The following is a 23028-nucleotide window of genomic DNA, read 5'->3' on the forward strand; positions in this document are numbered from 1 at the left end:
TGAAAAACACAATTAGGAGAGATCGACAATGAGCAAGCTTCGTCCTCTGCACGACCGCGTCGTAATCCGTCGCAGCGAAGAAGAAAAGAAAACCGCTGGCGGTATCGTTCTGCCAGGTTCGGCTGCTGAAAAAGCCAACCACGGTGTGATTCTCGCTGCAGGCCCGGGCAAGACGCTGGAAAACGGTCAAGTACGTGAGCTGGCCGTAAAAGTGGGTGACAAGGTTGTTTTCGGCCCTTACTCCGGCAGCAACACTGTGAAAGTCGACGGCGAAGACCTGCTGGTCATGGCTGAGAACGAGATTCTCGCCGTTCTGGAAGACTGATTCCCCGCTCATTTTCCCGTTACTACAAAGTATTTAAGGAATATCGATCATGGCTGCTAAAGAAGTTAAATTCGGCGATTCCGCCCGCAAGAAAATGCTCACCGGTATCAACATCCTGGCTGACGCGGTAAAAGCGACCCTGGGTCCTAAAGGCCGTAACGTGGTTATCGAGAAGAGCTTCGGCGCTCCGACCATCACCAAGGACGGCGTTTCGGTAGCCAAAGAAATCGAACTGGAAGACCGTTTCGAAAACATGGGCGCGCAGCTGGTCAAAGACGTTGCCTCCCGTGCCAACGATGACGCAGGCGACGGCACCACCACCGCTACCGTACTGGCTCAGGCCATCGTCAACGAAGGCTACAAGGCCGTCGCTGCCGGCATGAACCCGATGGACCTCAAGCGCGGCATCGACAAGGCGACCATCGCCATCGTTGCTGAGCTGAAAAAGCTGTCCAAGCCATGCGCCGACACCAAGGCTATCGCTCAGGTAGGCACCATCTCCGCCAACTCCGACAACTCCATCGGCGACATCATTGCCGAAGCCATGGAAAAAGTCGGTAAAGAAGGCGTGATCACCGTTGAAGAAGGCACTGGCCTGGAAAACGAACTGTCGGTTGTAGAAGGCATGCAGTTCGACCGTGGCTACCTGTCCCCGTACTTCGTCAACAAGCCTGAGACCATGGTTGCCGAGCTGGACAGCCCGCTGATCCTGCTGGTCGACAAAAAGATCTCGAACATCCGCGAAATGCTGCCAGTGCTGGAAGCCGTTGCCAAAGCCGGCCGCCCACTGCTGATCGTTTCCGAAGACGTTGAAGGCGAAGCCCTGGCGACTCTGGTTGTGAACAACATGCGTGGCATCGTTAAAGTCGCCGCCGTCAAGGCGCCAGGCTTCGGCGACCGTCGCAAGGCCATGCTGCAGGACATCGCCGTTCTGACCGGCGGTACCGTTATCTCCGAAGAGATCGGCCTGAGCCTGGAAAGCGCCACCCTGGAAAACCTGGGTAGCGCCAAGCGCGTGACCATCTCCAAAGAAAACACCATCATCGTTGACGGTGCTGGCGTTGAGCAGGACATCCAGGCTCGCATCACTCAGATCCGTGCCCAGGTTGCCGAGACTTCGTCCGACTACGACCGTGAAAAACTGCAAGAGCGTCTGGCCAAGCTGTCCGGCGGCGTTGCAGTGATCAAGGTTGGCGCCGGTTCCGAAGTTGAAATGAAAGAGAAGAAAGCCCGCGTTGAAGACGCCCTGCACGCAACCCGTGCAGCCGTTGAAGAAGGCGTGGTACCTGGCGGTGGCGTTGCGCTGATCCGCGCTCTGGAAGCACTGGCTGATCTGACCGGCGACAACGCTGACCAGAACGTCGGTATCGCTGTTCTGCGTCGCGCCGTTGAAGCGCCGCTGCGTCAGATCGCTGCCAACTCCGGCGACGAGCCAAGCGTTGTGGTCAACGAAGTCAAGAACGGCAAAGGTAACTACGGTTACAACGCTGCGACTGGCGAATACGGCGACATGATCGAAATGGGCATCCTGGACCCTACCAAGGTGACTCGTTCCGCGCTGCAAGCAGCAGCCTCGATCGGTAGCCTGATCCTGACTACCGAAGCTGCAATCGCTGACAAGCCAAAGGCTGAAGGCGCAGCTGGCGGCGGTATGCCAGACATGGGCGGCATGGGTGGCATGGGCGGCATGATGTAAGCCAGCCTTACCCAGCTATTAAAAAGCCCCGCTTGCAGTGATGCAGGCGGGGCTTTTTTGTGCAGTATTCAAAATGCAGAAGCTCCCATGTGGGAGCTGGCTTGCCTGCGATGGCATCACCTCGGTGCACCAGACATACCGAGTCGCCTGCATCGCGGGCAAGCCCGGCTCCCACATGGCTGCCTGTGTTGATCTCAACCCAATGTACGACGCCGCAACAGCTTCCTGAAGGTCATGCCCCTTGCCAGGGTTACTTGGGCAGCCGGCATAAGTGCCACGGGTTGCGGTGCAGCAGTTTGGTTGAGTGGGCCAGGGACAGGCAGGTGCGTGAGTTTCTCAACGCTGGCGGCTCGGGGCCACCTCCGAGGTGGCGGGGTGAGGAGCGCATCCTGCGCCGTTGGCCGACGTGCCGTATTGGCGGTGTGATCGCCAGCGTGTTTGTCTTCCATCCGTGGTGATGGCTTGTCCGTAACCGCCAGGCGCGAGGCCGACGCATTACCGGGCACGAACACGCCGGCAACGATGCACAGCGACAGCATCAAGGTGGGCAAATGCTTCTTACGGGGATGCATGACAGGGCTCTCCAACCGGGATTCAGTTGGCGAGGTTACGGGCGATGGGATGGCTTGGCTGTCACAGGCTGTAACAGCGCTCTAAAGAGGGCGCAACGGCAGTATCAGGCTCATGCGTGCGCCGCCCAGCGGGCTGCGGGTTACCGACAACTCACCGTGGTGCCACTGGGTTGCGCGCTTGGCCAGCGCCAGGCCGAGGCCGAAGCCACTGGGTTCGTCGCCGCCCATGGCAAGCCGCACAAAAGGCTCGAAAATCTTTTCACGGTTCTCCGCCAATATACCGGGGCCATCATCGTCGACATGCAGCACCAAGTGCTGCTCACCCTGGTAGGTGGCGCTCACGCACACTCGATCACGCGCATAGGTGATGGCGTTGCTCAAGAGGTTACGCACGATCAAGTGCAGCAGGGCACGGTCGCCGATCAGTTCAAGCTGTGCAGGCTCGGTTTCCAGGCTTAATTGACGGTGGTGCCCATCCAGTAAGGCGAACTCCTGGTGCAGCCAATCACGCAGGTTGATGGGTTCGTGCTGCAAATCGGTCGGCGCGCCGGCCATTCGCGCAAAGGCCAAGCTGGCGCGAACCAGGGCTTCGAGTTCTTCGACATCGGTTTGCAAGCGCTCCTGAAGGCGTGCGCGGGTCGGCGGGTCTTCGCTCTTGCTCAGCAACGTAAGGGCGAAACGCATGCGCGCCAGCGGTGTGCGCAGTTCGTGGGAGACGGCTTGAGAGACTTCGCGATGGCGTTCGCTCATGGCGCTGATGTCCCGCGCATGCTGTTGCAAAGTCAGCAGCAACGGCGTCCATTCCTTGCCCAGGGCGGGCAGCATCACGTTTGGCGTACGTGCCAGCGTGCCCAGGCACGTGTTGAGTGTGGCCAGGTCTTTGTTATGCCGTCGGTACGCACGCAAACCGAGGCCGAGCAACAGCAAAACCGGCAAGCCGGCGACGCAGGCGGTCATCCAGAAAATCGGAAATTTCAGCAGGTCCTTGACCTCGGCACTACCCCACATAGGGCCGAATCGGATCACGGTTTCGTCGTCCAGCGGGAAGTAGCTGATGTCTTCGTCGCTGTTCAGTGCCGGCTGCTGGTGTTCGAGCATGACCATGGCTTCGGGCGGCAATTCGACGTCGTCATACGGGATCAGCTCTACCGGGTACTGGAAGTGCGCGCGCAGGATGTCCATGCGCGCTTCACGTTTCTCGGCAGGCAAGCCTTTGAGCTGCTCGGCCACCAAATAGCCTGGGCCGGCCATCAAACGCAAAAAACTGTCCTCGCCGACAAACACCGAGGCGTTGGTGCACAGCCACAACAGATAAAGGGTCAAGCTCGTCCAGCCCGCGCCCGCCACGGCCACCATCCAGGGGCGCAGTTTAAACATGCTGGGCCGCCTGGGGGATTTCGACAAACAGGTAGCCTTGGGCCGTGATGGTCTGGATGGTCACCGGGCAGGCCAGGGTCATCAGCTTTTTGCGCAGGCGCGACACACGCATATCAATGGAGCGGTTAAGCCCGTCGTATTCCAGGCCGCGTAAGCTTTGCAGGAGTTTCTCGCGGGTCAGTAACACGCCGCTATGGCGGGCGAAAATCGCCAGCAGTTCGAACTCGGCCACCGAGAATTGCAATGGCGTACCGTCGAGCCAGGCGAAATGGCTATTAAGGTCCAACCGAAACGCGCCCCACTGATAAGACGCATTGGGCGCCTGGCGATGACGACGCAGCAACGAGCGCACCCTGGCCAGCAATAGCAGCGGGTCGACGGGTTTGACCACGTAGTCGTCGGCGCCCACGTCGAATCCGGTTAATTGCTCGGCGTTTTCATCCAGCGCGGTCATCATCAGGATCAGCCCGGGGTAGCTGTCGCGAATCTGGCGGCACAGGGTAAAACCGTCGATGCCCGGCAACATGACATCGAGGATCAACAGTGCCGGTTTTTCATCAAGAATGCGCTGTGCGGCGCGATCACCACGGTGCTCCACGGCGACGGTAAAACCCTCCGCGCGCAGGAACTCGGCCGTCAGCGCGGCCAATGGGCGGTCATCTTCAATCAGCAACAGGGAGTCGGACATGCAAAGGCGCCATCGCCGGAGGATGGCGCAAGTGTCACGCCCTTGCCCTGTGGTAGGCAAGGGCCAGAACGCAGCTGTCAGCGTACGCTGATTGCGGGGGGCACTTCCTTCGGCCCCTTCCAGCTCAGCAATTGTTGGGTGTAGCCATAGCTGGCCGCTTGGTAGTAGGTGATTGCGCGTTGGATCAACGGATCATCACTGCCTACACGCAGCTCCTGGCTTTCACCCAGGGCTTGATCGTGGCGACGCAGGCCCTGGCGTGGGCTTAGAATGGCCAGGTCCTTGCCGTCAAACAGCCCCAGATACTGGTAGTTGCCGACCACCACGCGCGGTGGCAACGGGTTGTCCTGCAACAGGTTGCGGCCGAAGAAGGTCGACTCGTAGCTCAGGTTGATCAGGCCCAGCAAGGTCGGCGCAAGGTCGATCTGGCTGGCCAGTTGTGCGCTTTCCCGGGCTTCGATCAGCTTGGGGGCATAGATGAACAGCGGGATCTGGTAGTTGGTGATCGGCAAGTCTTCCTTGCCTGCACTGCCGGCGGTGTGGTCGGCGACGAACACGAAAATCGTGTTATCGAACCAGGGTTTCTGGCGTGCCGCGTCGAGGAACTCGCCAATAGCGTGGTCGGTGTATTTGACGGCGCCGTCACGGCCTTTACCGGACTTGATATCAATGCGCCCGTCCGGGTAGGTGTAGGGACGGTGGTTGGACGTGGTCATCAGTTGCAGCAGGAAAGGCTGCTGCTTGGCGTAGTCGGCATCCGCGAGTTTCAGGGTTTGCCGGTAGAGGTCTTCATCAGCCATGCCCCAGGCGTTCTTAAACGAAATTTCCGCTTCCGGCACACTGCTCTGGTCGACGACCCGATAACCGTTGCCGCTGAAAAACGCGTTCATATTGTCGAAGTAACCGCGCCCGCCGTAGACGAACACGCTGTCGTAACCGACGGCACCGAGTTGTTGGCCAAGGCTTGCGAAACCGCTTTCACGGCCAATGCGCTTGACGATCGAGCGGCCGGGCGTGGGTGGAATCGCCAAGGTGATCGCTTCCAGCCCACGGTCAGTGCGGGTGCCGGTGGCATAGAAGTTATTGAAGTACAGGCTTTGTTTACGCAGCGCATCGAGGTTGGGCGTCAGGTTGTTCTCATCGCCATTGCTGCCCATGTATTTGGCGCTGAAGCTTTCGATGGTCACCAGCACGATGTTGGGTTTACGCAATGTGCCTGGGTTGTCGATAGTGCGGCGGATATCCAGCGGGTCTGTGCCGATAAAGTGCGCATTGGGTTCACTGAGTTCTGCGCGCAACTGTTTGGCGACAACTTCGGTTGGCAGGCTTTTGTAGAACTGCGTGTAATCGAGTTCGTTATTGCGAAAGGCGGCAAAAAATTGGTAGGGGCCGTTGCTCGCCAATTCGTTCATGTAGGCATTGCCGCCTTGGGCACGCGGGCTGTTCTGGCTGATCAATTGCACACTCAGACCGGCAGCTACCAACAGGCACAGGGCATTCAGCAAGCGGCCGCGCATGGCAGGGAGCGGGGCGTTCATCGCCGCATTGAACGGCTTGCGCAGGGCAAGGCTCACGACTATCGCCAGCATCGCCAACAAACTGAGCAGCTTACCGATCGGGTAGGACTCCAGCAGGTTGTTCAACACCTCCTTGGAATACACCAGGTAGTCGACGGCAATGAAGTTGAAGCGCACACCGAACTCATCCCAGAACAACCATTCAGCGACCGCAGTGAACAGCATGGCGAACACGCTGACGGTGAGCACCGCTTGCAGGAACCAGCGATGGCCGCGGCGGCGCCACAACGCGGGCGGGCACAGCAGCAGATACAGGCCCAGCGGCAAGGCGGCATACACCAGGAAGCTCAGGTCATAGAGCAAACCCACGCCAAACACCGGCAGCAAATTGCCACCGACTTCATCCAGATGGGTGATCAGCAGCACGCTGCGGGTCAGCAGGAAAATCACCAGCCAGGTGGCGGTGACGAGCAGCAGAAAGCGCATAGGCGCTGTTTTGAAAAAACCCATGTCCATATTCCTTATATCGATGGGCGCGATGTTCGACCTGACACTGTAATCAGTTTGTGAAGCTATAGTGAAAAACTTGTTGGAATATGTAATTGGTTGAAAACCTTTATCGACGTGACCTCAAGGTCTATCCCTGAGCCACACTTGGCCTTAAGCTGCGCGAGCCAACAAGGCCGTTACCGCGTACGGAGACACTGCCCATGCGAATTCTATTGGTTGAAGACAACCGCGATATTCTGGCCAACCTGGCCGATTACCTGGGGCTAAAAGGCTACACCGTGGACTGCGCGCAGGACGGTTTGTCGGGCCTGCACCTGGCCGCCACCGAGCATTACGACCTGATCGTGCTCGACATCATGCTGCCCGGTATCGATGGCTACACGCTGTGCAAACGTCTGCGTGAAGACGCCCGCCGCGATACGCCGGTGATCATGCTCACCGCCCGCGACCAATTGGATGACCGGCTGCAGGGCTTCAAGTCCGGCGCCGATGACTACCTGCTCAAACCCTTTGCCTTGTCCGAGCTGGCCGCGCGCATCGAAGCCGTTTTGCGCCGTGCCCAGGGCGGCGGGCGCCGTGCCCTGCAAGTCGGTGACTTGAGCTACGACCTTGATACCCTGGAAGTCACCCGCGAAGGGCGCCTGCTCAAGCTCAACCCGGTGGGCCTGAAACTGCTCGCCGTGTTGATGCAAAAAAGCCCGCACGTACTGCGCCGCGAAATCCTCGAAGAAGCCCTGTGGGGCGATGATTGCCCGGACAGCGACAGCCTGCGCAGCCACGTTCACCAATTGCGTCAGGTGATCGATAAGCCGTTCGCCAAGCCGTTGCTGCAAACGGTACACGGTGTGGGTTATCGCCTGGCCGAGGGCCGTGATGGAGTTTAAGCAAAGCCTTGCCCAGCGGATCATCATCGCCTTTGCCTTGATGAGTGCGTTGGTGGCGGGGGCCTTCGCCATGGGCATCATTGCGACCGTGCACCTGGTGGAAGAAAAACTGATTTCGGCCGGCCTGGGCGGCGACCTGCAGCGCCTGTTGCTGATGGACAGTGTCGAGGACTGGAGCCACCGGCCCGAGCCCGACCAGCTGTTTTACTTCAGCGGCGGCCCTGGGGATTTCGAGCTGCCCAAAGACCTTCGGCACCTGGAGCCGGGCTTTCACGAAGTATTCCGCGAATCGCTGTCGTACCACGCCATGGTTGAAGTGGTGGATGGCCGACGGTATGTGTTGCTGCAAGACCAAAGCGATTTCGAAGAGCGCGAGCGCGTGCTGTTTGCCGTGGTGCTGGTGGGCTTTGTGCTCAGCCTCGCACTGGCGGTTTTCCTTGGTTGGGTGCTGGCCCGCAAGGTGATGGCGCCGGTGGTGCGTCTGGCCCGCCAGGTGCGCCATCGTGACCAATTGCTTGGCTTGGCGCCGCCGCTGGCGCCGGACTACGCCGCCGATGAAGTCGGCGAGTTGGCCGTGGCTTTCGACGCCACCCTGGGCCGCCTGCGCGCGGCCTTGTCCCGTGAGCAGCTGTTCACCAGCGACGTCAGCCACGAACTGCGCACGCCGTTGATGGTACTGGCCAGTTCCTGCGAGCTCCTGTTGGAAAACCCGGCTATTGACCCGCGTGGCCGCAACCAAGTGCTGCGAATCGCCCGTGCGTGCGAAGAAATGCGCGAGCTGGTGCAAACCTTCCTCATGCTGGCGCGTGCCAAACACGATGATGCCGCCATGTCGCCGCAGGTCAACGTCACGCAGGTGGCGGAGGACTTACTCGGCATCTGGCGAGGGCCTATCGAGCAAAAGGGCCTTGAGTTGATCTATAACCCGGGCAATCCCCTGGATACCCGCTACAACACCACCTTCTTGCACGCCGTGATGGGCAACTTGCTGCGCAACGCGTTGCACTACACCGAGCAGGGCTTTATCCGCCTCACGCTGGAACCGAGTGGCTTTATCGTCGAAGACTCTGGGGTGGGCATTCCCGAGGACAAGCGTGAAGCGATGTTCGAGCCCTTTGTGCGCGGCAGCGAGAAGCGCGGAGAAGGCCTCGGCCTGGGCTTGTCGCTGGTGCAACGCATCTGCGAGAGCCAGGGCTGGAGCGTCAGCCTGAGTACTATGGAGCCCAATGGCTGCCGTTTCCATGTCGAGTTGAGCCAGGTCAAACCCTGAGTACTTTCCCTGCCGCTATCCTGCGGCAGATACCCCGCTTTTCGGCGAAGATGGCCCCATGCCACTGCTTGTATCTGTAAAGTCTTGAAATGTATGGGGTTGGACAGGACAAGTTTTTCACAACGGGTTGACCTGTTGATCACAGTTTGCTGCTTAAGGTTGTAAGCATCAGCTACTGGAGATCCGTTGATGTCTACCCCAATCAAGCTCGATTTTTCCGAAAAGTACGACGATCAGCACGCGCAGAATTATTTGCTCAAGCATCAGGACAATCTGGCTCGCCGGCTGTCCCACAAACGCGACGAGCAATTGGCGCGCGGTGCGTTGGCCCTGGCGGGTGAGCCGGGCCTGGTGCTGGACCTGCCTTGCGGTGCCGGGCGGTTCTGGCCATTGTTGGCGGAGAAGCCCAACCGTGTGATTATCGGCGCTGACAATTCGGAGTCGATGTTGAAAGTTGCCACCGTCGCCCAGCCGGCGGAGGTGGTGAAGCGGGTACGGCCTTTGCAAACGTCTGCCTTTGATATCGATTTGCCCGATAACTCGGTCGACAGTATTTTTTGCATGCGCTTGATGCACCACATTGGTGATCCGGCGCACAGGCTGGCAATACTGAAAGAATTTCAGCGGGTTACCCGCGACAGCGTGATTATTTCGTTGTGGGTGGATGGCAATTTCAAGGCGTGGAAACGCAAGCGCGCCGAAGCCAAGCGTCGCAAGAAAGGTGAGCAGGAAGGTTACCAAAACCGGTTTGTGTTACCGGCTGCTACTGTCGAGGCAGAATTTGAGCAGGCCGGTTTCCGGGTCCAGGAATCCCTGGACTTCATGCCGCTCTACGCCATGTGGCGAGTCTATGTATTGCGTAAGAGGTAACAGGATGGCAGTTGAGTGCGTATCAGGCAGTCACGTAGCTCCCGAAGAACGATTTGATTTTTTCTGGCGTCAGCAGGGCGAGTGGGTCGAGGAACCCAACCGCCGACGCGGTGGTGAAAGCGGTGTGCAGCGGGTGGTCAGCCCAAATGGCCGCTTGCTCTACAGCAAGCGTCAGACCGGTCATATCTACCGCAGTTGGCTTCACCCGTTCGGACGACCGACCGTGTTGCGCGAACGTGACGCCCTCAAAGGCCTGCGTTCGCTGGATGTACGCGTACCGGAACTGGTGTTCTGCGGCGCACGCCGTGACCCCGAGCACCAATGGAAAGCCTTGTTGGTCACGGCGTCCCTGGACGGTTTCGACGAGATCGAAAACTGGTACGCCGCCGGCGGCCGTGAGCAGTACGGCGAGTTGCTCCATGAGCGCATGCTCAAGGAATTGGCGGGCACCCTGGCGCGCATGCACAAGGGCCGCTGGCAACATGGTTGCCTGTACATCAAGCACATTTTTGTACGAGTGACCGGCGAAGGCGACTCGGCCAACGTGGAAGTGGCGCTGCTGGATTTTGAAAAGTGCCGCCAGCGGTTGACCGCTTATCGGGCCGCTTCCCATGACATGCTGCAACTGCGTCGCCATTCGTCGTGGAACAGTACCGACTGGGAAAAACTCAGCTACTTTTACGAGACGGCGTTTGGCAGCGCTATCAAGGGCTTAACTAGATGAAGCTAGAAATAGCACGAGGTGTGTTCCTGGTCGGCGCGTTGGGCATTGCAGCCCTGGCGCTGGCTGTGTGGGAACAACCTCGCACACAGGTGCTCAGTGCGGCGCAGGGTAGCGGGCAATGCCTGCTGCCACGTGTTGCCAAGACGAGTGTGGCGGCCAAGCCGGATCATGACTTGCTGTTGTTCATGTTCGGGATGTCCCAAGGGATGAGGCCGCAGAGTTGAAAGATTCCACACCCCCGACAAAAGGGCCTTGCGATGCGAGGCCCTTTTTTTTTCTCAAATTATCAGGTGCAAGTGGTTGTCCCAAAGCCCCGAGGGCAGCTCCAGCGGCTTGGCCACCAACTGCGGCTGGCGGCAATCGTAGAAGCGGCAACGGCCCTGGCCTGAGGTGACGACAAAGCCATCCGCCACAGCGCCTACACCGGCGCAGTCGGGCAACGGTCCGTCCAGGCGCAGCGCACCGCTGTCCATGTCCCAGATAAAAAACCTGTTACCCCGCGGCGCTGTGAGTGCGACCAGACGCAGTTCGCTGTGCACGGCGACGCTGGCGGTGTAATGCCCCATGGCTTGCAGTTGCTCATCGGCCACCGGGAACGCCACGAACGGCTGCCCTGGGCGCTTGATCGCGAGCAACTCGGAGCGCTCCTGGGACGGCCCCATGAACTGCTGCCCGGTGAGGATTGTGCCATCGCTGGCAATCCCCATATGCCGCACGCTGTTCATCTGTTGGTCCAGGGTTTCCTTGCTGATCAGGCTGCCGTCGCGGTGCATCAGCACCAGGCTCGGTTCCATGGCGTTGAGGTTCATCTCCACACGACTTTCGGCTTCGGTGCGAATGCCGCCGTTGGCCACCACCAGGGTTTCGCCGTCGGGCATCCATGACACTTGATGCGGGCCGATGCCATGGGTGGAGATTTCGCCACTGTGCACCAGCCGCTCGCCCTCGAACCTGTACACACCGAGCAGGCCACGGCCGGGGTCGGAGGTGTCGTTCTCGGTGGCGTACAGCCAGTCGCCGCTGTTGTGGATCACCGCGTGGCCATAGAAATGGCGATTGGCATTGGAGGTGATGGTTTGCAGCAGCGTGCCAGTACGCAGGTCGATCAGGTAACTCTCGGTGCCCGGGCGACGGGCGACGAACAGCGCAATCGGCAGTATCGGGTGGTTGATGATGTCATGGCAGCGCTGGCCGACCTGGGTGGCAAACACTTGCGTGCCGTCCAGGCGAAAACCCACGGCATAGTGCTTGCCGTCCGCATCATCGCGTGCCGACAGCAGCAGCGGTGCCTGCTTCTTTTGTTTGAACAGCGTCCAGCCACCCAAAGTGAGTGCACTGAGCAGCACACTGCCAACCGCCAAAGCCTGTCGCCTGAGCATCATCAGTCACCGTCGTTGGCGTTAAAGCCCAGTTGAATGCCCAGCGCCTTGGCCAAATCACCTTCGTGCAGGCGGTGGACCACGTTGAGGCTGTCATAGATGTCATTGAGCTGTTGGCGCCCGGCATCGTCGGCCAGCAATTCGTTGAGCGTGCGCTGGTTGCTGGCGAACAGCTTGAGCGAGGCTGCATAAGCGGCGTCGATCTTGTCGGCCAATGGCTTCTGCTCGGACGGCAGCAGGCCGCGCAGGCCCTTGTTGTCGACGCCGACCCACACGGTCTGCGCCGCCGCCAGGCTGGCTTGCAGGCTTTGCAGGGACGACTGGCTGCGCCAGGCATCGGCCTGGAAGGGTTGCGGGATGCCCTTGGTCTGGCGGCCCATCGGCGTGCCGAGTTTTTTCTTCAAGGTATCCAGTGCGGTGACTTGCACGCGCAGCAGGTCAGCGATGGCTTCGTGGGAATCGGCGTAGCGCTGGTTCGGGAACTTGGTCATCTGCGCGAGCATGCCATCGGTGCTGTTCCAGCTTGCCAGGATCTCTTCGGCCAGGGTTTTCTGACGCTCACCAATGGCCACGAGCAGTGGGCAGTAACGGGCTTTCTGGGCTTCGTCGGCGACGTCGGTCTTGGCGTCGTAGAGGATGTATTCGTAGGCCGACAGGCCTTGCACCACCACGCTGGACTTGGCCAGGGCGGCGCCGTCGATCTGCGGCTGGGCGCTGACCAGTTGTTCGACTTGTCGGCCCACAAGGTTTTTCTTGTCCGGCCAGAACTGCACTTGCCACGAACGGTTGCCCTCGGCCAGCGGGCCGATCAGCAGCGGCTGCAGCTCAGCCCAGGCTTTTTGCGCATGCAGGAAGTCGGCGCGGGCGGTCTCCAGGCTTTCCTTGCCCTGGCAGTAGGCGAGGGCGCTGACGGCCAGTTGGCGGTCGGCTTCAACCCAGCGGCTGTAGGTGGGCAGGATCACTTGCTTGGCGATGGCCGCCGAGGTCACCGCCTGCGGGTCCTGGGGCGAGCAGGCGCCGAGGGCGAGGGCGGCAAGGCTGGTGAATAGCAACTTGGGACGGAACATGTCGAGCTCCCTACTGTAATTGTGGCAATGCTTATAAAGAGTTCAGGAACGCCAGCAACGCAGCACGCTGCTCGGCATTAAAGGACAACACATGCTGCTGCGCCGCTTGTGCTTCACCGCCATGCCAGAGCACGGCTTCGAGCAGGTTACGGGCGCGGCCATCATGCAAAAACTGGGTGTGACCACTTACGGCCTGCGTCAGGCCAATGCCCCACAACGGCGGCGTACGCCAGTCGCGGCCGCCGGCCTTGAACTCGCTGCGGTGGTCGGCCAGGCCTTCGCCCATGTCGTGTAACAACAGGTCGCTATAAGGGCGAATCACCTGGTTGGCCAATTCAGGCTCGACGGCCGTGGCCGCCGTGGTGAACGTCGGCTTATGGCAACCCTGGCAACCGGCCTGATAGAACAGGTTTTTGCCGGCGAGCACCTGCGGCGTGTTGACGCCACGGCGCGCCGGTACGGCGAGGTTGCGGGTGTAGAACAGCACCAGGCGCAGGATGTTATCGCTGACTTCCGGCTCGCCCTCGGGGCCATTGCCATTGGGCGCCTGTTTGCAGGCGACTTGGGCGGCGGTGCAGTCATCAAAGGGTCTCAGGGACGTGGTGAGGCCCATATCACCAGAAAACGCGTGAACATTTTGTTGATTGAGGTTGGGTTGCCCGGCTTTCCAGCCAAAGCGCCCGAGTACGGTTTGGTGCTGCGCGTCATCCCAGACCCAATTGGCGCGACCAATGAGGGCTTCCTTGTCGGCGGTTTTTGCGTCGGTGTTGCGCAAGATGTCGGCATCGCTGATGGCTTCGAGCAGGCCCAGGCCGATCATCGGTGGCGCAATCCGCGCCGAGAAAAGTGTTTCGGCGTGCATCGGGCCGTAGCCCAGCTGGGTGATTTGCAGATTTGGCTTGCGCAACTCGACCACGCTGCCGTCCTTGAAGGTCACGTTGACGGGCGTGTAGTCGACCCGCACTTTGCCTTCAGGCGCCACGCCTGGCACGGCCATGTCCTGCAGTTGCCCACCGTAGACCGGCTCGGGCACCACGCCGATCTGCTCGATGAGCCGGGCATCGGCGGGCGCAGGCGGGATCGACAGGCGCACCAGCATCGACACCGCATTCGGTGCGTCGGGCAGCGGCGGATGGCCACGGCCGTCCTTGATATGGCAGTTCTGGCAAGCATTGGTGTTGAACAACGGGCCCAGACCGTCACGCGCGGTGGTGGTGGACGGCGCAATCACCCAGGGGCTGCGAAAGAAGCTGTTGCCGACGCTGAAATCCAGGCGACGGGTGGGCGCCAGGTTGGCCGAAGGCAGGGAAAACGCGTTCTGGTCGCGCTTGTTCACCGTCGTCGCGCCGCCCGCTCGTGATTCACCCGGCTCTGCCTTGGTAAACCTGGGGGCGTCGTCGCAGGCGGTCAGGCTCAAGGCCATCAATGCTGCGCACAGACGAAGAGGCGAACGGACCATCGGGTTTCCTGCGACTAAGGCGAAAAAGAGGGTCGCAAAGTCTAACAGGGCAGGGCGGATTGAATAAGAGCAATTATCGTTTGGTGGTATTTGATTCATTCCCGCTAGAATGACCGCACATTTTTTCTGGAGGTGGCCAATGCAGGCTCTCGACGCTTTGCTCAACCGTGTTTCCGTGCCGCGTTTGCTGGAGCCGGCGCCGACCCAGGAGCAGCGCGATGTGCTGTTCGCCGCCGCCATGCGCGCGCCCGACCATGGTCAACTGCGCCCATGGCGCTTTCTCACCGTAGAAGGTGCCGCCCGTGAGCAGATGGGCACGCTGCTGGCCGAAGCCGCACGCCTGCAGGACGCCGACGCACCGCAAGCCGCTATCGACAAGGCTCAGAATGGGCCGCTGCGTGCGCCGTTGGTGGTGGTGGTGATTGCGCGTCTGCAAGAGCACTTTAAGGTGCCTAAATCCGAGCAACTGCTGGCGGCTGCGTGTGCGGCACACGGTATTTTGCTGGCGGCTTATGCGCAGGGGATCGGGGCGGTGTGGCGCACCGGTGAGTTGTCGTACTCGGCCCATGTGGCCAAAGGCTTGGGGCTGACGGCGGATGAGGAAGTGATTGGCTTCCTCTATTTGGGCACGCCGCAGAACCCGCCGCGTACAGCGGCTAAAGAAGATTTAGCGGCGTTTGTTCAGGCCTGGACCGGCGTCTAATTGTGGGAGCTGGCTTGCCTGCGATAATGGCCTGTCAGTCATGGATGTACTGACTGACCCACCGCCATCGCAGGCAAGCCAGCTCCCACAGGGGATCTTCATTGTTTTGAGGATCGGGTTTATACCTTGAACTGATCCATCAACTTCATCTGCTGGGTCGCCAGCGCATTCAGTTGGCTGCTGATGGCCGCTGACTCGGTGGCCTGGCCGGTGAGGGTTTCGGTCACGGTGCGGATCGCCGAAACGTTGCGGTTGACCTCTTCGGCCACGGCGCTCTGTTGTTCGGCGGCGCTGGCGATCTGCAGGTTCATGTCGCTGATCACTGTTACCGCGTCACTGATCTTGCCCAGCGCCTGCACCGCTTGATGGATCTGCCCGGCATTGCTCTGGGCCTGGTGCTGGCTGGAATGCATGGTCGCCACCACGCCACGGGTGCCGCTCTGGATGCGCTCGATCACCAGGCGAATTTCCTCTACTGAGTCCTGGGTACGTTTGGCCAGGTTGCGCACCTCGTCGGCCACTACCGCAAACCCACGCCCGCTTTCCCCTGCGCGTGCGGCTTCGATGGCGGCGTTCAGCGCCAGCAGGTTGGTTTGCTCGGCAATGCTGCGGATCACTTCGAGCACCGAACCAATCTGCTCGCTGTTGACCGCCAACGCTTCCACTTCGGTCACGGCCTTGCTGACTTCTTCGGCCAGGGTAGTGATGTCGCGGGTGCTCTGCTCGATGATCGACATGCCGTCGCGCGCCGATTGGTCCGCGCCACGGGCGGCGCTGGCAGCGTTGGAGGCGCTGTTGGCCACATCATGGGCGGTGGCGCTCATTTCATTGGAGGCAGTGGCCACCTGATCGATTTCGCGGAACTGCACCTGCATGCCTTCGCTGGTCTGGCGGGCAATGGCTGAGGACTGGTCCGCCGTGCCACGCGCTTCAGTGATGCTCTGCTTGATCTGCGCAATGGTCGGTTGCAGCTTGTCGAGGAAGCGGTTGAACCAGTTTGCCAACTCGCCCAGTTCGTCCTTCTTGGCGTAGGTCAGGCGCTGCGTGAGGTCGCCTTCGCCGCTGGCGATGTTCTTGAGCATGGCCGCAACGGTGTTGATCGGGCGGGTCACGCCGGTGGCGGTCAACCAGATCAGCAGCAGGCCGAGCAGGGCCGCGGCGGCGCCGACCAGCAAGGCTTTGAGCGTGCCCGAGGCTTGGGCTTTGTCGAGCACGTCTTGCAGTTTCAAGGTGTCGGCCAGCATCACGTTCTTGGGCAGTTTGATCACAACGCCCCAGGCCTTGGCGTCGGCAATCGGCTTGACCGGGTACACGGCGCGGATCGTGTCATCTTGCTCACGGATCGTGCGTGTATCGTTGGCCAGCAGTTGCACGATTTCCTTGCCTTCCCCGCCGATGGTGTCGACCAGGTTTTTGCCGACTTTGTCCGGCTGGCCGCTGTAGGCCGCAATCAAACCGGTGCTGGACAGAATTTCCAGGTGCGCCGCGCCGTCGAACAGTTCTTTTTGCGCCGCGTCCGTCATCGCCTGCAGCGTATTGAGCGCCAGGTCGATACCGACCACACCAATGACTTTGCCGTCGACGATCAGCGGCAGCGAAATAGTGGTCATCAGCACCTGCTTGCCGGCCACTTCATCGGAATACGGGTCGAGCAGGCACACCGAGCGCGTGTCTCGTGGGCAGGTGTACCAGATGTTGTAGGGCGTGCCGCTGAGGTTGAGAGTCGTTTTGGTCAGGTCATCCTCGACCATCACGGTGTTCAGGCCTTCGCCGCCAGCGCGGCTCCAGTAGCTGGAGAAACGGCCTTTTTCATTGGAGACGCGGGTTTTGTCGTTGACGAAGTCGCTGTCTTTGCCATCCAGGCCATTGGGTTCGAATGACAGCCAGATGCCCAGTACCTTGCTGTTGCGCTCAAAGGCGGTTTTGACACTCTGGTTGAGCTCTTCTCGCAATGCGCCGGGCTCCAGCGCTCGTTTGTTGGCGAGGGCACGCAGGTCTTTGACGTGATCGGCCAGCGCGGTGACCACCACGAGGTTTTCGCCAAAGGTTTTCTGTAACTGCACTGCTTGTTCGGCGGCCTTGGCTTGCAGCAGGTGTTGAACGCTTTGGGTGAGCATTCGCGAGCTTGAATCGCTGATCAAATGGTCATTCTGACCGGTCTCGTACAGGTTGATACTGATGATCAGCGCTATCACCCCCAGCAGACAAAGGCCGGACAACAGCACGATTTTCAAGCGGATGGAGAGGGTGTCGAACATAGGTTCACTCGCGATTGGACTCGTTGAAAGGCAAGCAGGGCGAGCCAAGTCCATTCGGCGCTATGTCCGGAACATCGGCGTAACGGGATGTTTCATGAGGGAAAGGCGATGAGCGGTAGGAAAAGCACTACGCGCCGCGTTATACGGGGGCTGCAAGCCGTTCCGGGCGTGACCAGATCCACAGGTTGCCCAGGCTCATGCCGGCAATCGCCAGGTAGATCGGCCAGCCGTGATCGAGCATCACCAACATCAATACGGCGCACAGCAGCATGCTCACGGTGGCGCTGACTTTGGCGCGGCGCGCGATGATCTTGCCATTGCGCCAGTTGAACAGAATCGGTCCGAACAGCCGGTGGTTTTCCAGCCAGGCGCTCAGGCGCGGCGAGCTTTTAGTCGCCGCCCAGGCGGCCAGCAGGATGAATTCGGTGGTGGGCAAACCCGGTATGACAATCGCCACCAACCCAATGCCCAGGCTGACGTAGGCCAGCAGGCCGAAGAGCAGCTGGGCGATTTTTGAGGTGGATTGGGTTTTGCCGGTCATGCTGAAGTTTATCTGTTGAGGGGTTACACATTATTCGAACTGAAATCCGCTCAAATGTGGGAGCTGGCTTGTGTGGGAGCTGGCTTGCCTGCGATAGCATCGACTCGGTCTGACAGGTAGACCGAGGTGAGCGCATCGCAGGCAAGCCAGCTCCCACAACAAGCCAGCTCCCACACAAGCCAGCGCCCATCGTGGCCTGTTACGCCAGTTCAGGGGCGCTAGCGTACGCCTGTTCCAGCAGCACGGTGAAGCGCACAAACGCGTCGATGGCACCTTTTTCTGCCGCCGCTTCTTCTTCGGCGCTGAACTCCAGGCCGTCGAGGGTGCGGGTGAAGCGCTTCCAGCCTTCAGCGCGGCCACCGGCCGGCTCGCCCAAGTGACGGGCACCGAAGGTTTCGCTCAGGCCCAGGCCCACGGCGCGCTTGATCAAGAATGCAGCGCCCAGCTTGGAGCCTTCGGACACGAACAACCAGCCCAGGGCTTCGGCTTTGCTCGGGTTTTTCACGGCGCCGGCAACCGGTGCTGGCACGTCGGTTTCCAGGTCGGCCAGGTCGAGTTTGGCGGCGTCGGCGCGGCAGCGCTCAGCCAGGTCCGGGACGATCTTGATCAACTCGGGGTCGTTGTACAGCGCCACCAGTTCCGACTGGAACAGGTACTGCGCCACTACAAAACGGGCGAAGTTGGCTGGAGTTTCAAACGGCGCGTGGGCTTTGACCAGCGCGTCGAGCTTGGTGTGTGGCGCGTGGGTGATCTGGTTCAGGCGCTGGGAGCGCAGGTTTGGGCGTTCTGCGGTAGGAGAAGCGGTCATCGAAAAAATCCTTGAGAAGGGGCGCGCCTGGGTGCTCTAAAGAGAGCTGTTATCAACTAGACGAACAAGAAGACGCGGCACAGTAAAAAAACCTCACCTCGCCGCTGATAAAGGGCGGCAAGGTGAGGGCGGCTGTCAGATGTCCCAGATCAGGTTGATCGCGAAGTTGCGACCCGGCTGAGTCAGGCGGTCGAGGTTGGCCGGCGCGGTCACGCCGGCTTCGCCGACGCCGTCGTAGCTGCGCACGTCATCCCAGTTCCAGTACTTCTTGTCGGTGAGGTTGTAGAGGCCGCCGTTGATGGTCACGTCGTTGGTGACTTTGTAGAAACCGGTGAGGTCGACGATGCCAAAGCCTGGGGTCTTGAACGGAGCGCTGGTGCTGCCATCCGGCGCGTGGAAGGTGGTGCTGTCGACACGGTTCTGTTTTTTCACCAGCGTCCAGCTGACCAGCGCGCCGTATTGCTCTTGCTCGTAGCCCAGGCCGAATACGCCTTTAAGCGGGTTGACGCTGTTGAGCGGCTCGCCGTTGTCGTCGTTGCGGCCGTAGGTGTAGCCCACCGAGCCCTGTGTGTAGAGACCTTGCGGCGCTCCGAACGCATCGAGGTTCAGGCGGCCTTTGGCCTCAACCCCCTTGATGGTGGCGTGCTTGATGTTGTTGGCTTCGAAAGTTTGGATGTCGCCGCCGGCGACCGAGGCGTCTTCGTCGATAAAGTCGCGGTACTTGTTGTAGAACACCGCGATGTCGAAGGAGCCCTCATCGAACTGGCCGCGAATTCCGGTCTCGATACCCTTGCTGGTTTCCGGCTTGAGGTTCGGGTTTGGCTCGACGGTGTAGCCCAGGTTGAGGTTTTCAAAGCGGCCATACAGCGCCTTGGCCGACGGGGTGCGGAAGCCCTCGGCGTACTGGCCGAACCAGGTGTACTGATCGGTTAGCGCGTAGGTCAGGCCGAATTTTGGCGTGACGCGGTGCCAGGTTTTTTCTTTGTCGCTGACCGGGTAGGCGCCGGTCGGGTTTACGGTGTTGAGGAATTCCTGGGTCAGCTTGGGCTTGAGCCGGGTGTAGTCGTAACGTACGGCGGGCAGGAAGGTCCATTTGTCCCAGCTGATCTGGTCCTGGGCAAACAGCGAGTAAGTGTTGATGGTCGGGTCCGGGAAGTCGCTGGACTTTTTCACGCTGTCGCCGGCAGACGGGCTGGGCGCGCCGATCGCCGTGCAACCTGAGCCGACGGCGAGGCAGTAGGCCGAGCCTTCGCGCGAGCCGCTGACTTTCTGCTGCTTGAGGGTGGTGCCATAGGTGACCTGGTGATCGGTTTCACCGAGGCTGAACGCCTTGTCCAGCTGTGCGTCGAAGACCCACTGTTTTTCTTCGTACAGGGTGTCGCGGGTGCGCATGACGCGGCGCGATGGCTGGTAGATTTCAGCGGTGCTCTGGTCAGTCTTGGCAATCTGGTAGTTGAGGCTGGTCTTGATCTGATCGGCTATCGGCGAGTCGAGGGCAAAGCGGTTTTCGATGCCGAAGCGTTCACGGGTGATGGTGTCGTTACCCGAACGCCCACGGTAGAAATTAAAGCCACGCCCGCCGACGAAGGGGCCGCCCACGGCGTTCTTCAGATTGACGTCGCGATCATCCTTGAACTTCTCGTAGGTCAATCCCAGCCGATTGTCATCGCCATAATTCCAACCCATTTTCGCCAGGATATTGGTGGTGCGCGCATCTTCCGGGTTAGCGCCGGTGCGGGCCAGGCCGGTGGCGTTGTTGCCGTCGTAGGACTCCATTTCATGGCCATTGCGCTGGCTCAGGTGCAGCAAACCGTCGAAGTCCTGCACGCGGCCGGCGACGGTGCCGGAGGTCAGCCAGCTGTCGTCGGCGGAGCTGTAGCCGGTTTTGAGGCGGGCGCCGACGTCCTGGCCGGGCTTGATGATGTCGTCCGGGTCGAGGGTGAAGTAGCTCACCGCGCCGCCGATGGCGCTGCTGCCGTACAGTGCCGAGGCTGGGCCGCGCAGGATCTCGACGCGCTTGACGATTTCCGGGTCGACGTAGTTACGGCGGGTTTTGGCGTACGGGCCGTTGAAGAAGTTGTCCGGCACTTCCACGCCGTCCACTTGAGTGAGGATACGGTCGCCGTCGATGCCGCGAATGTTGTAGCCGGCGTTGCTGGCGCGGGTGCCTGCGCCGCCGACCGACACGTTGGGCTCGTAACGCACCAGTTCACGGATGGTGTTCACGTTCTGGCGGTCCAGCTCCTCACGCGCATGCACAGTAACGGTGCTTGGCACGCTGTTGACGTCCTGCTCACTGCGGGTGGCGCTGATGGTCACCTGCTGCAGATTGAGCGTGCTGCCCGCTGGGCGCTTTTCCAGCACGATGTTGTTATTGCCCAGTTTGCGGTAGCTCAGGTTGGTGCCCAGCAACAACCGGTCCAGGGCTTTTTCCGGCGAGAGTGCGCCGCGCACGCCGGGGGACGACACACCCTGGCCAAGCTCTGCCGGCAAGCCGACTTGCCAGCCGGTAACGCTGGTAAAGGCATTCAACGCCGACACCAAGGGCTGCTGTTCGATACTGAAACTGTAATTGCCGTGGCTGCGCGCGGCCGGTTCGGCGGCAGTGGCGGCCATCACCGGCGCGCTGGCCAGCAGGATGGCGGCGGTGAGCAAGGACAGAACGGGCGAAGAGGACCGGCGGTTGAAACGAGAGGACATCGAGAGCGCTCCGGGGATACGAATCTTATAGTTGCGAGCTGATCAAATAGGAATCAGTTGCATTGGCTATAACGAGACGAACCGCCGGTTACTATCGAGTAAAAATAATTCTCATTTAGTTCAAGATAACCAGCGCCGGGTACTCCGAGAGCTTGGCCGAGGTGATGTGCGCCAGGGAGCGCACCACATCCAGCGGTTGGTCGAGGCGGTAATTGCCGGTGACGGCCACGCTTGCGAGCTTGTCGTTGGTGTTGACGATCCAGCCGGGGTAATAGCGGCGCAACTCGGCGAGCACTTCGCTCATCGGGCAGTTTTCGAATACCAGGCGGCCCTGGACCCACGCCAAGTCTTTACTCGCATCCAGTTTGGCCGGTTGGCCGAAGCCTTTGGGGCCGATGCGGATACTCTCTCCGGCGCTCAAGCGCACGCGGGCATCGTCAAAGGTGTTGCTCAAGTCCACATCGCCGCGCTGCACCTGCACCTGGGCTTCGCCATTGAGGTAGCGCACGGCGAAGTCGGTGTCGCGCACGCTGGCGCGCACGGGCCCGGCGTCAATTTCAAGCGGCAGGCCACGGCTGGGCGCCACCTCAAAGAAAGCTTCGCCCTGGAACAGTCGGGCGACGCGCTGGTGGTCCTTGATGCTGCTGGAAAACGCCGAATTGGTGTTCAGTAACACTTTGGAGCCGTCATCCAATTGCAGGCGCTGGCGTTCACCGACCACGGTGAGGTGGTCGGCCTGCAGTCGCACGGGCAGGTTGCTGAAGCTGAACAGACCGATCAGCAGCACAGCGGCGGTGGCCAGGGGTTTCCAATGCGGCTTGATACGCCGCCACGCGCTGGGTTTGCGCGGCACTGCCAAGGCCACGGCGGCGCTGTGAACCGGCGCGCCGCCCCAGGCGGCCTGGGCCTTGCTGAAGGCGAGCAGGTGCGCCGGGTCGCTGGCCAGCCAGGCATCGAACTCGGCTTGCTGCCCGGGTTGCGGGCATTGCAAGGCGATCAGCCAGTCGAGGGCTTGGTCCATGGCCGCGTCTTGCAACACCTCATGAGCCAGCTCATGGGGGCGCAGCTTATTCGGGTCCGTCACGGTGTTCCTCGGGTCTTCGCCACGTTCTATTCATCTTTCCTACAGCCTGGTTCGACACCTCTGTCGGGTGAAGCTTAAGGCTGATCCAGCCGTTCGGCCACTCCTACACAGATAGCCATGATCAATTTCAGTTCCTTTTGCACCGTGCTCAAGGACACTTGCAACTGATCGGCAATCTCCTGGTAGCTGCAACCGTGCAGGCGGCTGAGGATGAAAATCTGCTGCTGGCGCGCGCTCAACTGGCCGAGGCTGACGCTCAGGTGTTCGAGCAATTGCTCGGCCTGGGTGGCGTCCTCGGGCGTGCTGATCGGCGCGGCGACGCTCTGCAGTACGTCCAGCGGCACATCTTCTTGCAGTGTGCGGGCCTGGATGCGGCGCGAGCGCAGATGGTCCAGCGCCAGGTTGCGCGCGGTTTGATAGACGAAGGGTTCAAGGTGATCGATCGGCCGCTCGCTGAGCGCCCGCGTGACGCGCAGGTAGGTTTCCTGCAACAGGTCTTCGGCGGTGCTGTGGTTATTCACCATCCGCTGCAGAGTGCGTAGCAGAATCACCCGTTGGGTGAGAAAGACTTGGTTGAAGCGAGATTGGCTCACAGT

Annotated in this window: 21 protein-coding genes and 1 pseudogene; 8 read left to right on the forward strand and 14 right to left on the reverse strand. The window is 60.6% G+C overall.

Features of this window, described 5'->3' with window-relative positions; all coding sequences use genetic code 11:
- Positions 1-28 precede the first annotated feature (28 nt).
- Positions 29-325: a co-chaperone GroES gene (gene groES / locus HX790_RS21410; RefSeq protein WP_017139748.1), complete on the forward strand. Its 297-nt coding sequence runs from the start codon at positions 29-31 to the stop codon at positions 323-325.
- Positions 326-374: 49 nt separating this feature from the next.
- Complete coding sequence (groL, locus tag HX790_RS21415) at positions 375-2021, forward strand: chaperonin GroEL (RefSeq protein ID WP_017139749.1); 1647 nt, start codon at positions 375-377, stop codon at positions 2019-2021.
- 194 nt (positions 2022-2215) lie between these two features.
- On the opposite strand, the gene HX790_RS21420 is transcribed toward groL, so the two are convergent.
- The 4 genes from HX790_RS21420 to HX790_RS21435 form a co-directional block, all read right to left on the reverse strand.
- Complete coding sequence (locus HX790_RS21420; protein WP_176992096.1) at positions 2216-2593, reverse strand: hypothetical protein; 378 nt, start codon at positions 2591-2593, stop codon at positions 2216-2218.
- An 81-nt stretch (positions 2594-2674) separates the two neighbouring features.
- Positions 2675-3970, reverse strand: a complete 1296-nt coding sequence (locus HX790_RS21425; RefSeq protein WP_017139750.1) for a sensor histidine kinase KdpD — start codon at positions 3968-3970, stop codon at positions 2675-2677.
- Positions 3963-4658, reverse strand: coding sequence for a response regulator transcription factor (locus tag HX790_RS21430; RefSeq protein ID WP_017139751.1), 696 nt, complete (start codon positions 4656-4658; stop codon positions 3963-3965). The genes HX790_RS21425 and HX790_RS21430 overlap by 8 nt, the downstream gene beginning before the upstream one ends.
- A 77-nt stretch (positions 4659-4735) precedes the next feature.
- Positions 4736-6685 (reverse strand): LTA synthase family protein, encoded by a 1950-nt coding sequence (locus tag HX790_RS21435; protein ID WP_099549364.1) that lies wholly within the window; start codon positions 6683-6685, stop codon positions 4736-4738.
- A 200-nt stretch (positions 6686-6885) separates the two neighbouring features.
- Here HX790_RS21435 and colR point away from each other — a divergent pair, with 200 nt between their 5' ends.
- The 5 genes from colR to HX790_RS21460 all read left to right on the forward strand — a co-directional run bounded on the left by colR (position 6886) and on the right by HX790_RS21460 (position 10657).
- Entirely contained in the window at positions 6886-7569 is a 684-nt protein-coding gene (gene colR / locus HX790_RS21440) for a two-component system response regulator ColR (RefSeq protein WP_003175870.1), read from the forward strand.
- Complete coding sequence (locus HX790_RS21445; RefSeq protein WP_017139753.1) at positions 7559-8839, forward strand: HAMP domain-containing sensor histidine kinase; 1281 nt, start codon at positions 7559-7561, stop codon at positions 8837-8839. Before colR ends, HX790_RS21445 begins: the two co-directional genes overlap by 11 nt.
- A gap of 189 nt (positions 8840-9028) precedes the next feature.
- Entirely contained in the window at positions 9029-9709 is a 681-nt protein-coding gene (locus HX790_RS21450; RefSeq protein ID WP_017139754.1) for a class I SAM-dependent methyltransferase, read from the forward strand.
- Positions 9710-9713: 4 nt separating this feature from the next.
- The gene (locus HX790_RS21455) at positions 9714-10433 is read left to right on the forward strand and encodes a lipopolysaccharide kinase InaA family protein (RefSeq protein WP_017139755.1); all 720 of its coding nucleotides are present in this window, start codon (positions 9714-9716) and stop codon (positions 10431-10433) included.
- Entirely contained in the window at positions 10430-10657 is a 228-nt protein-coding gene (locus HX790_RS21460; RefSeq protein WP_017139756.1) for a hypothetical protein, read from the forward strand. The genes HX790_RS21455 and HX790_RS21460 overlap by 4 nt, the downstream gene beginning before the upstream one ends.
- A gap of 54 nt (positions 10658-10711) precedes the next feature.
- Here HX790_RS21460 and HX790_RS21465 read toward each other — a convergent pair whose 3' ends face one another.
- Genes HX790_RS21465 through HX790_RS21475 form a run of 3 tightly spaced genes read right to left on the reverse strand, consistent with a single transcriptional unit; the run spans position 10712 to position 14338 of the window.
- Positions 10712-11812: a DUF1513 domain-containing protein gene (locus tag HX790_RS21465; RefSeq protein ID WP_026013899.1), complete on the reverse strand. Its 1101-nt coding sequence runs from the start codon at positions 11810-11812 to the stop codon at positions 10712-10714.
- A gap of 2 nt (positions 11813-11814) precedes the next feature.
- Positions 11815-12879 carry an imelysin family protein gene (locus tag HX790_RS21470; RefSeq protein WP_017139758.1) on the reverse strand — a complete coding sequence of 355 codons (1065 nt, stop codon included), beginning with the start codon at positions 12877-12879 and terminating at the stop codon, positions 11815-11817.
- A gap of 31 nt (positions 12880-12910) precedes the next feature.
- Entirely contained in the window at positions 12911-14338 is a 1428-nt protein-coding gene (locus tag HX790_RS21475) for a di-heme oxidoredictase family protein (RefSeq protein WP_099549366.1), read from the reverse strand.
- A 139-nt stretch (positions 14339-14477) separates the two neighbouring features.
- Between HX790_RS21475 and HX790_RS21480 the strand changes: the two genes are divergently transcribed.
- Complete coding sequence (locus HX790_RS21480) at positions 14478-15041, forward strand: NAD(P)H nitroreductase (RefSeq protein ID WP_017139760.1); 564 nt, start codon at positions 14478-14480, stop codon at positions 15039-15041.
- 119 nt (positions 15042-15160) lie between these two features.
- Here the strand turns inward: HX790_RS21480 and HX790_RS29900 are convergent, their stop codons facing one another.
- The 7 genes and pseudogenes from HX790_RS29900 to HX790_RS21510 form a co-directional block, all read right to left on the reverse strand.
- Positions 15161-15916, reverse strand: a complete 756-nt coding sequence (locus tag HX790_RS29900) for a methyl-accepting chemotaxis protein (protein ID WP_371318507.1) — start codon at positions 15914-15916, stop codon at positions 15161-15163.
- A gap of 150 nt (positions 15917-16066) precedes the next feature.
- A pseudogene (locus tag HX790_RS29905) lies at positions 16067-17353 on the reverse strand (chemotaxis protein); the annotation flags it as partial.
- A gap of 85 nt (positions 17354-17438) precedes the next feature.
- Entirely contained in the window at positions 17439-17840 is a 402-nt protein-coding gene (locus HX790_RS21490) for a YbaN family protein (protein ID WP_017139762.1), read from the reverse strand.
- Positions 17841-18039: 199 nt separating this feature from the next.
- Positions 18040-18648: a biliverdin-producing heme oxygenase gene (locus HX790_RS21495; protein WP_176992098.1), complete on the reverse strand. Its 609-nt coding sequence runs from the start codon at positions 18646-18648 to the stop codon at positions 18040-18042.
- Between the two features lie 135 nt (positions 18649-18783).
- On the reverse strand, positions 18784-21348 hold the full coding sequence (locus HX790_RS21500) for a TonB-dependent receptor (RefSeq protein ID WP_169985177.1): 2565 nt from the start codon (positions 21346-21348) through the stop codon (positions 18784-18786).
- Positions 21349-21463: 115 nt separating this feature from the next.
- Positions 21464-22432 carry a FecR domain-containing protein gene (locus HX790_RS21505; RefSeq protein WP_169985175.1) on the reverse strand — a complete coding sequence of 323 codons (969 nt, stop codon included), beginning with the start codon at positions 22430-22432 and terminating at the stop codon, positions 21464-21466.
- 74 nt (positions 22433-22506) lie between these two features.
- Complete coding sequence (locus tag HX790_RS21510; RefSeq protein ID WP_056858662.1) at positions 22507-23025, reverse strand: RNA polymerase sigma factor; 519 nt, start codon at positions 23023-23025, stop codon at positions 22507-22509.
- Positions 23026-23028: the final 3 nt, after the last annotated feature.

The organism is Pseudomonas sp. IPO3747 (assembly GCF_013385245.1).
Classification (GTDB): domain Bacteria; phylum Pseudomonadota; class Gammaproteobacteria; order Pseudomonadales; family Pseudomonadaceae; genus Aquipseudomonas; species Aquipseudomonas edaphica.

Excerpts from the sequence above, each read along its gene's own strand:
- groES (WP_017139748.1), top strand. The coding sequence starts at position 29 with ATGAGCAAGCTTCGTCCTCTGCACGACCGCGTCGTAATCCGTCGCAGC.
- groL (WP_017139749.1), top strand. The coding sequence starts at position 375 with ATGGCTGCTAAAGAAGTTAAATTCGGCGATTCCGCCCGCAAGAAAATG.
- HX790_RS21420 (WP_176992096.1), bottom strand. The coding sequence starts at position 2,593 with ATGCATCCCCGTAAGAAGCATTTGCCCACCTTGATGCTGTCGCTGTGC.
- HX790_RS21425 (WP_017139750.1), bottom strand. The coding sequence starts at position 3,970 with ATGTTTAAACTGCGCCCCTGGATGGTGGCCGTGGCGGGCGCGGGCTGG.
- HX790_RS21430 (WP_017139751.1), bottom strand. The coding sequence starts at position 4,658 with ATGTCCGACTCCCTGTTGCTGATTGAAGATGACCGCCCATTGGCCGCG.
- HX790_RS21435 (WP_099549364.1), bottom strand. The coding sequence starts at position 6,685 with ATGGGTTTTTTCAAAACAGCGCCTATGCGCTTTCTGCTGCTCGTCACC.
- colR (WP_003175870.1), top strand. The coding sequence starts at position 6,886 with ATGCGAATTCTATTGGTTGAAGACAACCGCGATATTCTGGCCAACCTG.
- HX790_RS21445 (WP_017139753.1), top strand. The coding sequence starts at position 7,559 with ATGGAGTTTAAGCAAAGCCTTGCCCAGCGGATCATCATCGCCTTTGCC.
- HX790_RS21450 (WP_017139754.1), top strand. The coding sequence starts at position 9,029 with ATGTCTACCCCAATCAAGCTCGATTTTTCCGAAAAGTACGACGATCAG.
- HX790_RS21455 (WP_017139755.1), top strand. The coding sequence starts at position 9,714 with ATGGCAGTTGAGTGCGTATCAGGCAGTCACGTAGCTCCCGAAGAACGA.
- HX790_RS21460 (WP_017139756.1), top strand. The coding sequence starts at position 10,430 with ATGAAGCTAGAAATAGCACGAGGTGTGTTCCTGGTCGGCGCGTTGGGC.
- HX790_RS21465 (WP_026013899.1), bottom strand. The coding sequence starts at position 11,812 with ATGCTCAGGCGACAGGCTTTGGCGGTTGGCAGTGTGCTGCTCAGTGCA.
- HX790_RS21470 (WP_017139758.1), bottom strand. The coding sequence starts at position 12,879 with ATGTTCCGTCCCAAGTTGCTATTCACCAGCCTTGCCGCCCTCGCCCTC.
- HX790_RS21475 (WP_099549366.1), bottom strand. The coding sequence starts at position 14,338 with ATGGTCCGTTCGCCTCTTCGTCTGTGCGCAGCATTGATGGCCTTGAGC.
- HX790_RS21480 (WP_017139760.1), top strand. The coding sequence starts at position 14,478 with ATGCAGGCTCTCGACGCTTTGCTCAACCGTGTTTCCGTGCCGCGTTTG.
- HX790_RS29900 (WP_371318507.1), bottom strand. The coding sequence starts at position 15,916 with ATGCAGGTGCAGTTCCGCGAAATCGATCAGGTGGCCACTGCCTCCAAT.
- HX790_RS21490 (WP_017139762.1), bottom strand. The coding sequence starts at position 17,840 with ATGACCGGCAAAACCCAATCCACCTCAAAAATCGCCCAGCTGCTCTTC.
- HX790_RS21495 (WP_176992098.1), bottom strand. The coding sequence starts at position 18,648 with ATGACCGCTTCTCCTACCGCAGAACGCCCAAACCTGCGCTCCCAGCGC.
- HX790_RS21500 (WP_169985177.1), bottom strand. The coding sequence starts at position 21,348 with ATGTCCTCTCGTTTCAACCGCCGGTCCTCTTCGCCCGTTCTGTCCTTG.